At 71.4% G+C, this 14,506-nt stretch carries 14 protein-coding genes; 9 read left to right on the plus strand and 5 right to left on the minus strand.

All coding sequences use genetic code 11. From position 1 onward, the window contains the following. Positions 1–224 precede the first annotated feature (224 nt). The 3 genes from D0Z67_RS00425 (at position 225) to D0Z67_RS00435 (ending at position 2,982) form a co-directional block, all read left to right on the plus strand. Positions 225–845, plus strand: a complete 621-nt coding sequence (locus D0Z67_RS00425; protein ID WP_031183334.1) for an L-threonylcarbamoyladenylate synthase — start codon at positions 225–227, stop codon at positions 843–845. Between the two features lie 49 nt (positions 846–894). Then, positions 895–1,650 (plus strand): dienelactone hydrolase family protein, encoded by a 756-nt coding sequence (locus tag D0Z67_RS00430; RefSeq protein WP_031183333.1) that lies wholly within the window; start codon positions 895–897, stop codon positions 1,648–1,650. Between the two features lie 135 nt (positions 1,651–1,785). Then, positions 1,786–2,982, plus strand: coding sequence for a glycoside hydrolase family 64 protein (locus tag D0Z67_RS00435; RefSeq protein WP_037775953.1), 1,197 nt, complete (start codon positions 1,786–1,788; stop codon positions 2,980–2,982). Between the two features lie 64 nt (positions 2,983–3,046). On the opposite strand, the gene D0Z67_RS00440 is transcribed toward D0Z67_RS00435, so the two are convergent. Continuing rightward, positions 3,047–5,464 (minus strand): M4 family metallopeptidase, encoded by a 2,418-nt coding sequence (locus D0Z67_RS00440; RefSeq protein ID WP_031183331.1) that lies wholly within the window; start codon positions 5,462–5,464, stop codon positions 3,047–3,049. 331 nt (positions 5,465–5,795) lie between these two features. Here D0Z67_RS00440 and D0Z67_RS00445 point away from each other — a divergent pair, with 331 nt between their 5' ends. Next, positions 5,796–7,160, plus strand: coding sequence for a sensor histidine kinase (locus D0Z67_RS00445; protein ID WP_031183330.1), 1,365 nt, complete (start codon positions 5,796–5,798; stop codon positions 7,158–7,160). Next, positions 7,157–7,822, plus strand: a complete 666-nt coding sequence (locus D0Z67_RS00450) for a response regulator (protein ID WP_031183329.1) — start codon at positions 7,157–7,159, stop codon at positions 7,820–7,822. The genes D0Z67_RS00445 and D0Z67_RS00450 overlap by 4 nt, the downstream gene beginning before the upstream one ends. Before the next feature lie 13 nt (positions 7,823–7,835). Here the strand turns inward: D0Z67_RS00450 and D0Z67_RS00455 are convergent, their stop codons facing one another. The 3 genes from D0Z67_RS00455 to D0Z67_RS00465 form a co-directional block, all read right to left on the minus strand. Further along, positions 7,836–8,810, minus strand: a complete 975-nt coding sequence (locus D0Z67_RS00455; RefSeq protein WP_031183328.1) for a TauD/TfdA dioxygenase family protein — start codon at positions 8,808–8,810, stop codon at positions 7,836–7,838. Positions 8,811–8,916: 106 nt separating this feature from the next. Beyond that, positions 8,917–9,378 (minus strand): peroxiredoxin, encoded by a 462-nt coding sequence (locus D0Z67_RS00460; protein WP_031183327.1) that lies wholly within the window; start codon positions 9,376–9,378, stop codon positions 8,917–8,919. Next, positions 9,375–9,749, minus strand: coding sequence for a DoxX family protein (locus D0Z67_RS00465; protein ID WP_031183326.1), 375 nt, complete (start codon positions 9,747–9,749; stop codon positions 9,375–9,377). The genes D0Z67_RS00460 and D0Z67_RS00465 overlap by 4 nt, the downstream gene beginning before the upstream one ends. A 182-nt stretch (positions 9,750–9,931) precedes the next feature. Between D0Z67_RS00465 and D0Z67_RS00470 the strand changes: the two genes are divergently transcribed. After that, positions 9,932–10,900: an ATP-dependent DNA ligase gene (locus D0Z67_RS00470; RefSeq protein ID WP_031183325.1), complete on the plus strand. Its 969-nt coding sequence runs from the start codon at positions 9,932–9,934 to the stop codon at positions 10,898–10,900. A gap of 109 nt (positions 10,901–11,009) precedes the next feature. Then, a complete protein-coding gene (locus D0Z67_RS00475; RefSeq protein WP_031183324.1) occupies positions 11,010–11,786 on the plus strand; it encodes an NPP1 family protein in 777 nt (258 codons plus the stop codon). Positions 11,787–11,811: 25 nt separating this feature from the next. Here the strand turns inward: D0Z67_RS00475 and D0Z67_RS00480 are convergent, their stop codons facing one another. Continuing rightward, positions 11,812–12,333, minus strand: coding sequence for a hypothetical protein (locus tag D0Z67_RS00480; protein WP_031183323.1), 522 nt, complete (start codon positions 12,331–12,333; stop codon positions 11,812–11,814). A 357-nt stretch (positions 12,334–12,690) separates the two neighbouring features. On the opposite strand from D0Z67_RS00480, the gene D0Z67_RS00485 reads away from it, so the two are divergent. Both D0Z67_RS00485 and D0Z67_RS00490 read left to right on the plus strand, forming a co-directional pair. Further along, positions 12,691–13,482 carry an RNA polymerase sigma factor SigF gene (locus D0Z67_RS00485; protein ID WP_031183322.1) on the plus strand — a complete coding sequence of 264 codons (792 nt, stop codon included), beginning with the start codon at positions 12,691–12,693 and terminating at the stop codon, positions 13,480–13,482. A 210-nt stretch (positions 13,483–13,692) separates the two neighbouring features. Next, positions 13,693–14,505: a VOC family protein gene (locus D0Z67_RS00490; RefSeq protein ID WP_031183321.1), complete on the plus strand. Its 813-nt coding sequence runs from the start codon at positions 13,693–13,695 to the stop codon at positions 14,503–14,505. Position 14,506 lies beyond the last annotated feature (1 nt).

A 14,506-nucleotide genomic window follows, 5' to 3' on the forward strand; every position in this document is an offset into this window, starting at 1 on the left:
GGCGGCCGACGTTACCCGACGCCTCCGCCGAGCGTCCCTCGGTGAAGACGGGCAGAGCTCCGCCGGTGGCCTGGGGGGCGTTGGCCACCGGCGGAGACGGCGGGGCCCGGAGCTGGGGGGAGTGCTCCGGGTGCCTCGGTGTGCGGGTGCCCCGGTTCTCCCGTCCTACGCCCGGCCGGGTGGGGGTGCGCGAGTGACGGACGGTGACGGCTTAAGCTCGGCGGATGGCCAAGTACTTCGACGTGCACCCCGACAACCCGCAGCCCCGCGCCGTGGCGCAGATCGCGGACGCGGTCCGGTCGGGGTCGCTGATCGCATACCCCACGGACTCGTGCTACGCGCTCGGCTGCAAGCTGGGCAGCAAGGACGGCATGGAGCGCATCCGTGCCATCCGGAAGCTGGACGACCGGCACCACTTCACGCTGATGTGCCAGAACTTCGCGCAGCTCGGCCAGTTCGTGCGCATCGACAACGACGTGTTCCGCGCGGTGAAGGCGGCGACGCCCGGCAGTTACACCTTCATCCTGCCGGCCACCCGCGAGGTGCCGCGCATGCTGCTGCACCCGAAGAAGAAGACCGTGGGCGTGCGCATCCCCGACCATGTGGCGACCCAGGCGCTGCTGGCCGAGCTGGGCGAGCCGCTGGTGTCCAGCACGCTGCTGCTCCCGGACGAGGAGGAGCCGCTGACCCAGGGCTGGGAGATCAAGGACCGCCTCGACCACGTGGTGGACGCGGTGGTGGACTCCGGCGAGTGCGGCACGGAGCCGACCACGGTGGTGGACTTCTCCAGCGGCGAGGCGGAGATCGTACGGGTGGGCGCGGGCGACCCCGCGCGGTTCGAGTAGCCCCGGACCGACCCCGACCGACCAAGAGCGACCAGGAAGCATGCCGATCATGACCGACGTACAGGGAACGACCGTCACCATCCCCACGCGGGACGGCGACGCCGACGCCTATCTGACCCACCCGGCCGACGGACGGCCGTACCCCGGCGTCCTCTTCTACCAGGACGCCTACGGGCTGCGGCCCTGGCTGAACGGGATGGCCGACCGGCTGGCCGCCGAGGGGTACACCGTGCTGGTGCCCAATGTGTTCTACCGGCAGGGCACGGCCCCGGTGGTGGACCTGCCCGAGTTCATCGACCCCGAGGCCGACCCGACGATCTGGGAGCGGCTCGGCCCGCTGCTGCACTCGCTGACGCCCGAGCAGGCGGAGGTGGACGCGGACGCCTTCCTGGGCTGGCTGGAGGAGTCCCCGCTGGTCGCGGCCGGGCCGGTGGCGGTGACCGGGTACTGCATGGGCGCCCGGCTGGCGCTGCGTGTGGCGGCCACGCACCCCGAGCAGGTGGCGGCGGCCGCCGGCTTCCACGGCGGCAACCTGGCCACCGAGGCCCCGGACAGCCCGCACCTGGGCGCCGGCCGCATCACGGCCGAGCTGTACTTCGGCCACGCCGACCAGGACTCCTCGATGCCCGAGGAGCAGATGCGCCGGCTGGACGACGCGCTCACGGCCGCCGGGGTGCGCCACACCAGCGAGGTCTACGAGGGCGCCCCGCACGGCTACACCCAGAAGGACACCCCGTCCTACGACGCGGCGGCCGATGAACGTCACTGGGCGGCGCTCGACTCCCTTCTGCGGCGCACCTTCTGACGCTCGCTCACGTCACGGAACGTGTTCGGTTCAACTGATTGACACGTCCGTGACACACAAGCACTCTGAGAGCGCTCTCAAAAAGGTACGGACCAGTATCCGTGCCGCCCCGAACCCCCACACGGAGGTGGAGAGTTGACTCGAAGAATCGCTCGCTCCGCGCTGTCGGCCACGGCCACGGCCGCCCTGGTCGGCTCGGTGCTGACGTTCGGCGCCGCCGGCCAGGCAAGTGCCGCCGTGCCGGACACGATCCCGCTCCAGATCACCAACAACTCGGGCCGCTCCGAGCCGGTGTACATCTACGACCTCGGCACCCAGCTGTCCTCCGGGCGGCAGGGCTGGGCCGACTCGGGCGGGACCTTCCACGCCTGGCCGGCCGGCGGCAACCCGCCGACCCCGGCACCGGACGCGTCCATCGCCGGGCCAGGTCCGGGCCAGTCGACGACGATCCGGATACCGAAGTTCTCCGGCCGGATCTACTTCTCCTACGGCAAGAAGCTCGACTTCCGGCTCACCACCGGCGGTCTGGTGCAGCCGGCCGTGCAGAACCCCTCGGACCCGAACCGGGACATCCTGTTCAGCTGGTCCGAGTACACGCTGAACGACGCCGGGCTCTGGCTCAACAGCACCCAGGTCGACATGTTCTCGGCGCCCTACGCGGTCGGCGTCAAGCGCGGCAACGGCCAGGTCGCCACCACCGGCCACCTGAAGTCGGGCGGCTACTCGGCCGTCATGAACTCGCTGAAGAGCAAGTCGGGCTGGTCGGGCCTGGTGCAGACCCGCTCGGACGGCACCGTGCTGCGTGCCCTCTCCCCGCTGTACGGCGTGGAGACCGGGGCGCTGCCCTCCAGCGTGATGGACGACTACGTCAACCGGGTCTGGTCCAAGTACTCCTCGCAGACCCTGACCGTGACCCCGTTCACCGACCAGCCGAACACCAAGTACTTCGGCCGGGTGTCGGGCAACGTCATGAACTTCACCAACTCCTCCGGCGCGGTGGTGACCAGCTTCCAGAAGCCGGACGCCGCCAGCATCTTCGGCTGCCACAAGCTGCTGGACGCGCCCAACGACCAGGTGCGCGGCCCCATCTCCCGCACCCTGTGCGCCGGTTACAACCGCTCCACGCTGCTGAGCAACCCCAGCCAGCCGGTCAGCTCCGACGCCGGTTTCTACCAGGACGGGGTCACCAACCAGTACGCCAAGGCCATCCACGCGCAGATGGCCGACGGCAGGGCGTACGCCTTCGCCTTCGACGACGTCGGCAACCACGAATCGCTGGTCAACGACGGCAACCCGCAGCAGGCGTATCTCACGCTGGACCCGCTGAGCTGACGGGGAACGCGAAGGGTCCCGCACACACCGTGTGCGGGACCCTTGCCGTGCGGGGAGGTGCGGATCAGCCCGTCGTCAGGGCGGTGTCGTCGACGACGAAGCTGGTCTGGAGCGAGGAGTCCTCGACCCCGGTGAACTTCAGGCTGACCGTCGAGCCCGCGAGCGAGGACAGGTCGATGGTCTTCTGGACGTACCCCGTGGCCTTGTTGAGGTTGGAGTAGGTCGCCAGGGTGGTCGAGCCGGCGGTGAGCGTCAGCTTGTCGTACTGGGTGCTGGTGGTGGTCTCCGCCGAGTCCACGTGGAGCCAGAAGGTCAGGGTCGCCTTGCAGCCCGCGGGGATCGCGACCGACTGGGCCAGGGTGTCGGTGTGCGTGGCTCCGTAGCCGTCCAGCCATGCCTTGTACGAACCGCCGTGACTGGCCTGGCCGCTGTCGGTGGTGATGACTCCGCTGCTCGCGGTCCAGCCGGTGTTGCCGGACTCGAAGCCGGGGTTGGCGAGCAGTTGGGTCGCCGAGCAGCCGCCGCCGGTGGCGCTGACCGTCCAGGTGAAGGCGGCCGTGCCGGTCTTGCCCGCGGAGTCGGTGACGGTGACCGTGGTGCTGGAGGAGCCCGCACCGGTCGGGGTGCCGGATATCAGGCCGGTGGAGGCGTTGATCGACAGCCCGGCCGGGAGTCCGGTGGCGCTGTAGCTGAGCGCGCCGCTGTTGGTGCTGCTGGCCTGGATCTGGAGGCTGACGGCCTTGCCCACCGTGGCGGACTGGTTGCCCGGGTTGGTGACGGTCACCCCGTTGGCCGGCGGGTTGATGTGGCTGCCGACGTTGATCCCGGCGAAGGCGTTGCCGACGGCCGCGTACTCGGCGGAGTTGGCGCCGTACAGCGCGGTGGCCGCGTTGAGGGCGGCGGTGCGGGCGGCGGCGTAGTTGGTGCTGGACGTCATGTACGTCGTCAGCGCCTTGTACCAGATCTGGAGGGCCTTGTCCCGGCCGATGCCGGTGACCGCGACGCCGTCCGACGTCGGGCTGTTGTAGGTGACGCCGTTGATGACCTTGGTGCCGCTGCCCTCGGAGAGCAGGTAGAACATGTGGTTCGCCGGGCCCGAGGAGTAGTGCACGTCGAGGCCGCCGAGGCTGGAGGACCAACTGTCCTTGGACGCGCCGTCCTTGCTCGGCTTGTCCATGTAGCGCAGCGGGGTGCCGTCCCCGTTGATGTCGATCTTCTCGCCGATGAGGTAGTCACCGGGGTCGGTGGTGTTGTTCGCGTAGAACTCCACACCGGTGCCGAAGATGTCCGAGGTCGCCTCGTTCAACCCGCCGGATTCCCCGGTGTAGTTGAGTCCGGCGGTGTTGGAGGTGACGCCGTGGCTCATCTCGTGCCCGGCCACGTCCAGCGAGGTCAGCGGGTCGTTGTTGCCCGTGCCGTCGCCGTAGGTCATGCAGAAGCAGGAGTCGTCCCAGAACGCGTTCACGTACGCGTTGCCGTAGTGCGCGCGGGAGTAGGCGCCGACGCCGTCGTTCTTGATGCCGCTGCGGCCGAACGTGTTCTTGTAGAAGTCCCAGGTCTCCTGGGCTCCGTAGGCCGCGTCCGCGCCGGCCGTGGCCGCGTTGGACGTGGTGCCGTTGCCCCAGGTGTCGTTGGTCTGGGAGAACAGCGTGCCGGTGCCGGAGGTGCCGTGGTTCAGGTTGTACGTCTTGTGGCCGCCGCGCGTGCTGTCGGTGAGGGTGTAGTTGGACCCCGACTGCGCGGTGGTCAGGCTGACCTGGCCGCTGTACTGGGTGTTGCCGATACCGGTCTGGATCGCCTGGTAGCGGTACAGCTCCTTGCCGGTGGTGGCGTCGGTGACGACGTGCAGCTTGCTCGGGGTGCCGTCGTCCTGGAAGCCGCCGATCACGGACTCCCAGGCCAGCGTCGGCGTGCCGGAGCCGGCCCAGATCACCTTGCGCGCGCTGTCGGCGGCGGGCTTCTCGGCCTTGAGGGCCTTGGCCGTCCTGAGCGCCGTGGACTGCGCGGCGGACTTGGAGACGGACGCCGTGATGGAGGCGACCTTGATGGTCCGCTTGCTGTTGAAGGTGGTGCTCACCGTGCCCTTGGCCAGCGAGGCGGGCGGGGTGTGCACCACGAGGTCGCCGCCGAGGACCGGCAGGCCCGCGTAGGTGCGCTCGTAACGGGTGTGCACGGTGCCGTCGTTGTCCTTGACGACGTCCCGGACGACCAGCTTCTCCTTGGCGCCGAGGCCGAGGGAGCGGGCGGTGTCGTCGGTGCCCTGCTTGGCGGTCTTGAGCAGCGCCGCGTGCTGGGCGGGGCTGAGCCGGGCCTCCAGGGCGCCGGTGCGCAGCGGGGCGTGGGGGGCGGCGGGCCGGGCGGCCGCGGGGGTCGCCTGGACGGCCACGGCGAGGAGCGCCGCCGTGGACAGCAGGGCGGCTCCGACCGTGGCTCCCTTGCGGGAACCCTTGAGAGAAAGGGATCTGTGGGGAAGGCGTCTCACTCGTACTCCTCCTGTGAAGGGAGTGGGGAGGATGCGCGTACGGGGCGAGAATGGCACCTTGACTAGGTCATGTCACCAAGCGCCGGGGCAAGCGAGGGTTTTCCCTAGGGGAGCGCCCGGGTTCCGGTGATTCAATTCGACCTCAAACCTCGCTGTGTAAAACCTTTTTGACAACCGGACAAAGAAATTGCCATGACCGTCCGCATTCCGGAGCGTCTGTTTTTCCGAGCGAATCCTCGCGGGGTACCCCGTCTCCTCCCTGAGACGGACCCCCGAGAACCCACCTGAGAGGGGACGACCGCGCCCCCGCCCTCCGCCTACCGTCTCTCCCGTGACCGATACGACGCACACCCAGCCGATACCGCCGGGCCGGACCGCGCGGGAGCGCAGCCCCGAGTTCCGGTTCGCCGTGGACGCCCTGCGCGGGCTGTGGCAGGACCTGTTCCACGACGCCTTCGCCTACCGCCCGCTGCCGCCCACCGAACCCGGCGGCCGCTTCACCCGGAGCGGCTCCGCGCGCATGCGGGAGTACGGGGCCTGGGCGCCGCACGCGGCGGTGATCGCCCTCGCGGGGCTGTCGGTGTTCGTCACTCTGGTGAGCACCTGGAACGGCGGCCCGTTCGGCCTGCTGTGCGCGCTGCTGGTCGGGGCGCCGGTGGTGCTGACCCTGTCGCGTCCGGTCGGGGCCTTCTGGATCGCCCTGGCGGCGAACACCGTGGCCCTGTTCCTCGACGGGGGTGATGCGGGCGAGTCCCCCTGGCTGCCCGGCGCCTTCCTCGCGCACCTGGCCGTGGTGACGCTCGTCGCGATGCGCACCCGTCCCCGGACGGCCTCCTGGATGTGGCTGCTGACCGCGGTCTACGGGTTCTCCGCCTACGGTCTGTTCGACCGGAGCGACTACTACGGCCACACGTCCGATCTGGGGCCGATGCTGTTCCTCACCGGCGTGGCCCTGCTGATCGTCTCGGTCCGGCAGACCCTGGGGCAGGCCCGGCGCGAGGTGAGCGTCCACCGGACCGTCACCGCGCACGAGCGTTCGCAGCGCACCCTGCTGGAGGAGCGCACCACCATCGCCCGCGAGCTGCACGACGTGGTCGCCCACCACATGTCGGTGGTCGCCATCCAGGCGGAGGCCGCCCCCTACCGGGTGGAGAACCCGCCGCCGGAGCTGGAGAAGGCCTTCGCCATCATCCGGGAGAACGCGGTGGCGGCGCTGACCGAACTGCGCCGGGTCCTGGGTGTGGTCCGCGCACAGGACTACGAGGCACCGGACGCCCCCCAGCCCACTCTCGCGGATCTGGACGCCCTGCTCGCCAACGTGCGGGACGCCGGGCTCGACGTCACCAGGACGGTGACCGGCGCGGTGCGCGAACTCCCGCAGGGCGTCGAGCTGTCGGCGTACCGGATCGTGCAGGAGGCGCTCAGCAACACCCTGCGGCACGCGCCGGGCGCGGACGCCAGGGTGGAGATCGGATACGTGCTCGGCAGTCTGGGCCTGCGCGTGGTCAACGGGGCGCCGCCCGCGCCGAGTCTGATCAAGCCCTCCCCCGGCGCCGGGCACGGCATCACGGGCATGCGGGAACGCGTCTCGATGCTGAACGGCGAGATGACGGCGGCCCCGACGGCCGAGGGCGGCTACGAGGTGGCCGTCTTCCTGCCGGTCCCGGCGGCTTCCCCGGCCGAGGGCGACGCATGACGATCCGCGTGGTGATCGCCGACGACCAGATGATGGTCCGCGAGGGCTTCTCGGTGCTGCTGAACGCGATGCCGGACATCGAGGTCGCCGGCGAGGCGGTCAACGGCCGGGAGGCGGTCGCCCGGGTACGTGAACTCGCCCCGGACGTCGTGCTGATGGACATCCGCATGCCGGAGATGAACGGCATCGAGGCGACCCGCGAGATCATCGCGGCCGACGCGACGGCGAAGGTCCTGGTACTCACCACCTTCGACCTGGACGAGTACGTGTACCAGGCACTGCGGGCCGGCGCCTCCGGCTTCCTGCTCAAGGACGCCTCAGCCCGCCAACTCGCGGACGGTGTGCGGGTGGTGGCCTCCGGAGAGGCGCTGCTCGCGCCCACGGTCACCAAGCGGCTCATCCACGAGTTCTCCCGCCTCTCCGAGGCCCCGCGCCTGATGCCGGCCGCCCACGCGGCCTACGGCGAGCTGACCGAGCGGGAGACGGAGGTGCTGGTGCTGATCGCACAGGGCCTGTCGAACTCCGAGATCGCCGGGCGGCTGGTGGTGGCCGACTCCACCATCAAGACCCATGTGAGCCGCATCCTGGTGAAGCTGGGCCTGAGGGACCGCACCCAGGCGGCGGTGTTCGCCTACGAGGCGCGGCTGGTCACCCCGGGGTGACCAGCCAGGGGGCCTACCAGCGCCCGGGTTCCGTCCCCACCAGCGACTTGGAGGCGATGCCGTCCACGCCCACGGGCACATCGCCCTGGAGCATCACCCGGTGCATGATCCGGGGGTGGCCGACGTGGGCGGTGTCGCCCGGGGCGAGATGGACGGTGGCCCGGTTGTCCCAGAAGGCGACGCTGCCGGGCTCCCAGCGGAAGCGGACGGTGTACTCCGGCCGCACCACCTGCTCCAGCAGCATCTCCAGCAGGGCCGCGCTCTCCGGCCGGGAGACCCCGGAGATCTGCTCCAGGTAGTACCCGTTGACGAACAGCACCCGCTCCCCCGTCTCCGGGTGCACCCGCACCAGGGGGTGCTCGGAGGCGACCTGATGGTCCAGCAGATGCCGCAGGTACGCGTCGTCGCCGGGCCGGGGCTGGTAGCCGACCCCGAGCCGGTGCTCGGCCCTGAGCCCGTCCACGAAGGCGCGTACCGGCGCGGAGAGCCCGGCGTAGGCGGCGGCCAGGTTGGCCCAGGTGGTGTCGCCGCCGTACGGGGGCACGGTCTCGGCGCGCAGGATCGTCGCGGCGGGCGGGTCGATCCGGGCGCCGTGGTCGCAGTGCCAGCCGCGCAGCAGGGTGTGCCGGCGCCGGCGCAGCCACTCCTCGTGCTCCATGCCGAACCGGCCGCCCAGCTCCAGCCGGTCGGCGGTGGTCTCCACCTCGGGGAACCCCTCCGGCGAGGCACTCCCCCGCTTGCGCAGCACCACGGGCTCGCCGAAGCGGCGGGCGAAGGCGACGTGCCCGGCGTGGTCGAGCCGCTGGTCGCGGAAGAAGACCACCTTCCAGCGCAGCATCGTCTCCCTGATCAGCGCCACCAGGGAGTCGTCGAGCGGCGCGGCGAGGTCGACGCCGGTGATCTCGGCACCGATGTGCCCGGCGACCGGTTTCACCGCCACGCCCGCGAGGCGCTCGGGCCGCTCGGCCGAAGTGCTGTCCGTGGTCATGTGTGCGCTCCCGAGGGTCGTCGTACGGGCCTCACCGTGATCGTGACAGCCGGGCGGCGCCCTTGGCGAGCGCCGACCGCTGACACCTGCCGCGCAAAGACAGCGCTCAGCCCTTCGCCGCCCGCAGCGCGGCCAGCGCCCGGTCGGCGTGGGTGTTCATGCGCAGTTCGCTGCGGACGATCTCCAGGACCGTGCGGTCCTGCCCGATGACGAAGGTGACCCGCTTGGTGGGCGCGAGCGTGAACCCCCGCTTGACGCCGAAGCGTTCACGGATCGCGCCGTCGGTGTCGGAGAGCAGGGGCATGCCGAGGGTGTGCCGCCCGGCGAACTCCTGCTGCTTCTCCACGGTGTCACCGCTGACGCCCACGGGTTGAGCACCGGCGGCGGCGAACTCGCCCGCCAGGTCCCGGAAGTGGCACGCCTCGGCGGTGCAGCCGGAGGTGAGGGCGGCCGGGTAGAAGAACAGCACGACCGGGCCGCCGGCCAGCAGTTCGGTCAGCCGGCGTTCGGTGCCGGTCTCGTCCGGCAGGGTGAAGTCCTCGACGGTGTCGCCGACTTGGAGGCTCATGACTGTCCCTTCGCGGTACGGGCGACGCCCCGGGCCCACAGCACCAGCGGCACCTGGAGAGGCAGCCGGGCGAGGGAGGCGGTGCGCTGCGGGGTGGGGCGGTGCCGCCAGTCGACGGCCATCTTGACGTTGGCCGGGAAGACCCCGACGAAGAAGGCGGCGGCGGCCTTCGCGGCGGGCGCGCGGGTCGCGGGCACGGCGACCCCGGCGGCGAGGGCGAGTTCGGCGACTCCGCTGGCGTAGGTCCAGCTGCGGGGCGAGCCGGGCAGGGCGCGGGGGACGAGCCCGTCGAACATCTTGGGCGCGGCGAGGTGGGCGATCCCGGCCGAGGCCAGCAGACCGGCGAGCAGCAGGGGCGAGCGTGGGGGCACGATGTCTCCTTCGAGAGCCTGCCGCCGGATATTACTTGACGGTAGGGGCGGGTCGGCGGCTCGGGTGCGGGCGCGGCGGCGGCAGCCGTTCGGGCGAACCCTCGGCGCGGGGCGCGTGGTGGCGTCCGGCACGGTCGACATGTTCTGCCGTGACCGTCGCCCCGCTGCCGTTCGTCCGCCCCATGCTCGCCACCCCCGGCACCCTGCCGCAGCCCGCCCAGGACGCGCGCTGGGCGTACGAGACCAAGCAGGACGGGCAGCGGGTGATGGCCTACCTGCCCGGCGACGGGACCCTGCTGCTGCGCGCCCGCTCCGGGGACGACATCACCGCCGCCTATCCCGAACTCGGGCCGCTGGCGGACGCCTTGGGGGACACTCCCGCGATCCTGGACGGCGAGGTGCTGGCGCTGGACGCGGAGGGCCGGGCCGACTTCCAGGCGTTGCAGAACCGGATGGGCCTCGCGCACACCCCGGCCCTGGCGGCACACCGGGCGGCGCGGACACCGGTCCACCTGGTGCTGTTCGACGTGCCGTACCTCGCCGGCGCCCAGGTGGCGACCCCGTACGCGCGGCGCCGCGAACTGCTCACGGGGCTCGGCTTGGACGGTCCGCGCTGGTCGGTGCCGGGGGCGGTGGTGGGGCACGGCGCCGAGGCGCTGCGGATGACGCGGGAGCACGGCCTGGAGGGGGTGGTGTGCAAGCGGCTGGACTCGGTGTACGAGCCGGGCGTCCGCTCCCGGAACTGGATCAAGATCCGGAACACCCGGAGCGCGGACGTGATCGTCGGCGGCTGGCTGCCCGGCAAGGGGCGCCTGTCCGGGCTGCCGGGCGCGGTGCTGGTCGGTCAGCGCGCCGGAGGGCGGCTGGTGTACGCGGGCCGGGTGGGCACCGGGTGGAGCGAGGGTGAGCGCACCGAGCTGGCCGCGCTGCTGGCGGCCTCGGCGAGCGAGCGGTGCCCCTTCGATCCCGTGCCCCGGATTCCGGGGGCGCGCTGGGTGCTGCCCCGGCTGGTCGGCGAGGTCGGCTTCAGCACCCGGACGCGGGCTGGGCTGCTGCGCCAGCCGAGCTGGCTGCGTCTGCGCCCGGACCTGACCCCCGAGGACTCGGCGGCGGACCAACCCGAGGGGGCGGACCTTCCCGAGGAGCCGTGAGCGCCCGGCTGACAGGATTTCATCTGTGGGACAGGTGGGACGGCTTCACAGCGGGCCCTCCGGCCGGGATGCTGAACTGCCCTGTCCCCCACAGCAGTTGGAGATTGAAGTGGGTTCGTCCACGTCCCGCCGACGGCGCGGCAGATGGCTCGCCACGCTCACCGGCGCCGCCACCCTCGTGATCGCCTTCCCGGCCGCGGCCTTCGCCGCTCCCCCGCTCGCCCTCCCGGTCAACGCCACGGCCGAGGAGCTGAAGTACCAGCCCGCGTTCGACTACGACACCGACGGCTGCTACTCGACGCCCGCGATCGGCCCCGACGGCACGGTCAACCCGGGCCTGAAGCCGACCGGCGCGCTCAACGGCAACTGCCGTGACGCCTCGGACCTGGACAACACCAACGGCTACTCGCGGGCCAAGTGCAACAACGGCTGGTGCGGCTATCTCTACGGCCTGTACTTCGAGAAGGACCAGGCACTGCCCGGCAGCAGCATCGGCGGCCACCGCAACGACTGGGAGCACGTGGTGGTGTGGGTCCAGGACGGGCAGACGCGGTACGTGTCGACGTCCAACCACGGCTCCTTCACCGTGCACCCTGCCTCCGAGGTCCGCTTCGAGGGCACGCACGCGAAGGTCGTCTATCACAAGGACGGCATCGGCACGCACTGCTTCCGGCTGGCGAACACCAACGACGAGCCGCCGGAGAACCACAAGCACACCTGGCAGTACCCGGCGCTGGTCGGCTGGGACGGATACCCGCCCGGTCTGCGCGACAAGCTGAGCACCTATGACTTCGGCAGCGCCAACTTCGGCCTGAAGGACGCGAGTTTCGCCTCGCACCTGGCGTCGGCGAAGCCGTCCGGCATCCCCTTCGACCCGAACGCCTGACCCTTTGAGGCCGGCCCGGCGCCCGTCAGGCGCCGGGTTCGGTCCGTTCCTCCAGGTACGCGGTGAGCTGGTGCGCCAGACTGTCCGGCCCGCAGGCCGCGGCGGTGGCCACCTGGGCGGTCTCGGTGAGGCCGATGCCGCCGGCCCACAGCCGGCGGTCGGTCCACTCGTCGTCCACCCGCAGATGGACCTGGACGTCGACATGGGTGAGGGCGTCCTCGGCGGCGGCCGCGTGGACCACGGCGGTGGCGCGGCGCAGCGGGTACACGTCGAAGCCCTCGATGAACTGCGAGTTGCGCCAGTCGATGAAGGCGCCCTCGCCGTCGGCGCCGACCCGGACGTCGATCTGACCGTCCTCGAGCTGGACGCTGCACGGGCGGGTGCCCCGGTTCTCGATCGTCACCCGGACGCTGAAGTACGTCAGCCCGGCCGCGGCGTCGTCGCGCCCCCGGGGCGGTTCGGCCGTCTCCAGACGGTGGACGCGGACCCGCAGACCGGCGTGTTCGCCGTATTCCTGCCAGTCACCGACCACGTTCGGCTCGTACACAGTGCCCCTCTCGACCATCCGCGAGCTGCTGTCTATCCGTGTGCTCAGCACACTGTCAAATGAGCGGAATGCCACATGGCCAGGCGGTTCGCCCGCTTCGCTCGGTGATCAAGCCGTGCCCAGGAGAAACCGTCCGGGCGGGTGCGCGGACACCGCTCGCGCGCGTGCCGCACATCACTCCGGGCGACCGCCTCTCACGGCCCGCGTCCATGGAGCCACCCACTCCAAAACCGGGTCAAGACCGACACGGGTTTCGTCCCTTATTGGCATGTTTGTTTGTTTTTGCCGCACACTGGGGATGAGGGATTGCAGTGCCGAATGTGCCTGTCGTCCCAGCCCGCGAGAGAAGTGCACGCGATGTCTGTAACTGGCAGCACGAAAACCCACCCGCACGACGACGCCCCCGACACCGCCCACGCCTTCGAGCGCCTTTCCGGACTGCCCGAGGGCCCCGAGCGCGCGGCGCTCCGGGACGAGCTGGTGCGGCTGTGGCTGCCCATGGCCGAGCGGATCGCCGTCCGCTTCCGCGGCCGCGGCGAGTCCCTGGAGGATCTCTACCAGGTGGCCGCCCTGGGCCTGGTCAAGGCGGTGGACCATTACGACCCCGAGCGCGGCCGGGCCTTCGAGGCGTACGCCGTGCCGACGATCACCGGCGAGATCAAGCGTCACTTCCGGGACCACATGTGGACCCTGCACGTGCCGCGCCGGGTGCAGGACCTGCGCAACCGGGTCCGCAGCGCCGGCAAGGAACTCGCGCAGACCATCCCCGGCCGGCCGCCCACCGTGGCGGAGCTGGCGGCGCACACCCGGCTCAGCGAGGACGAGGTGCGTACCGGCATGGAGGCGCTGGAGTGCTTCTCCGCGCTGTCCCTGGACGCCGACGTGGCCGGCACGGACGGATACGCGCTCGGCGACTCGCTGGGCGAGCCCGACCCCGGCTTCGACCTCGTGGTGGACCGGGCGGCCGTCAAGCCCTGCCTCGCGGCACTGCCCGAGCGCGAGCGCACCATCCTCTACCTGCGCTTCTTCGGCGGTATGACACAGAGCGGGATCGCGGAGCAGCTCGGCATATCGCAGATGCACGTCTCCCGGCTGCTGAGCGGCTGCTTCGACCGGCTGCGCGAGGAGCTGCTCACCGAGTCCGGCTGAGGCCGCGTCTCCCCCGCATCGCCCTACCTTTCACTCTTTCGGGCGAGAGCCGCCCACCGTCGTGACGCCCCGGACGCGCTGCGTGGCCGGGGGATGCCGGCGCACATCAGGGCCCTTCCGCGGGGTAGTCGGGAGGCAGCCGACCCCCTTCCGGCCGGACACTGGTCGAGACCGGTGGCCGCCGGGCCCCGAGAGCAGGACGCGACCGTCATGAATCACCACACATCCGTCAGCGGTGGCTTGAGGAAGAAGAAGGACGCCGTCTCGACGCACTCCGTCTTCGGCGCCCCCTGCTGGGTGAGCCTGACCAGCCGCGACCTCGACGCCACCGAGGAGTTCTACAGCGCCGTGCTCGGCTGGCGCTGGCGCGACGCCCGCCTCGGCGACCACTTCCGGATCGCGCTGGCGGACGGCGTGCCGATCGCCGGGATCGCCGCGGTCGCCGGGATGTGGCAGACGGCGGTGGCCTGGACCCCGTACTTCGCCGTCCCCGACGCCGACGTGGCGGTGGCCCGGGTGCGGGAGCGGGGCGGCACGGCGGCCGTGGGCCCGCTGTCCTTCCCGCCCGGCCGGGGCGCGCTGCTCGCGGACCGGGACGGGGCGACCTTCGGCATCTGGCAGGGCGAGCTGTTCTCCGACTGGGAGTCCTGGCGCCGCACCGCCCCCGCCTTCATCCGCCTGCACACCCGCAACGCCTTCGACTCGGCGATCTTCTACGGCGAGGTGCTGGACTGGGCCACCGGGAAGCCGGGCTGCTGCGAGGTCGAGTACGAGGGCGGCGAGGTGGTGCTGCGCAGCCAGGGCACGGTGGTGGCGCGGATCGACTCCGGCGCGGTGGAGGCGGCCCCGGACCCCTCGGTGCGGCCGCACTGGCAGGTCCACTTCTCGGTGGACGACGTGGCGCGCTGCGCCCGCAGCGCCGAGAAGCACGGCGGCAGCGTGCTGAGCGAGAGCGAGCTGGAGGCGGTCCTGCGGGACCAGGACGGCGCCCAGTTCACCGTGACCGCGCGCGACCCGCGCTGAC

The sequence above is a fragment of the Streptomyces seoulensis genome, from assembly GCF_004328625.1.
Lineage (GTDB): Bacteria > Actinomycetota > Actinomycetes > Streptomycetales > Streptomycetaceae > Streptomyces > Streptomyces seoulensis.

Coding starts and splice junctions, on each gene's coding strand:
- D0Z67_RS00425 (WP_031183334.1), top strand. CDS start 225: ATGGCCAAGTACTTCGACGTGCACCCCGACAACCCGCAGCCCCGCGCC.
- D0Z67_RS00430 (WP_031183333.1), top strand. CDS start 895: ATGACCGACGTACAGGGAACGACCGTCACCATCCCCACGCGGGACGGC.
- D0Z67_RS00450 (WP_031183329.1), top strand. CDS start 7,157: ATGACGATCCGCGTGGTGATCGCCGACGACCAGATGATGGTCCGCGAG.
- D0Z67_RS00455 (WP_031183328.1), bottom strand. CDS start 8,810: ATGACCACGGACAGCACTTCGGCCGAGCGGCCCGAGCGCCTCGCGGGC.
- D0Z67_RS00460 (WP_031183327.1), bottom strand. CDS start 9,378: ATGAGCCTCCAAGTCGGCGACACCGTCGAGGACTTCACCCTGCCGGAC.
- D0Z67_RS00470 (WP_031183325.1), top strand. CDS start 9,932: ATGCTCGCCACCCCCGGCACCCTGCCGCAGCCCGCCCAGGACGCGCGC.
- D0Z67_RS00485 (WP_031183322.1), top strand. CDS start 12,691: ATGTCTGTAACTGGCAGCACGAAAACCCACCCGCACGACGACGCCCCC.
- D0Z67_RS00490 (WP_031183321.1), top strand. CDS start 13,693: ATGAATCACCACACATCCGTCAGCGGTGGCTTGAGGAAGAAGAAGGAC.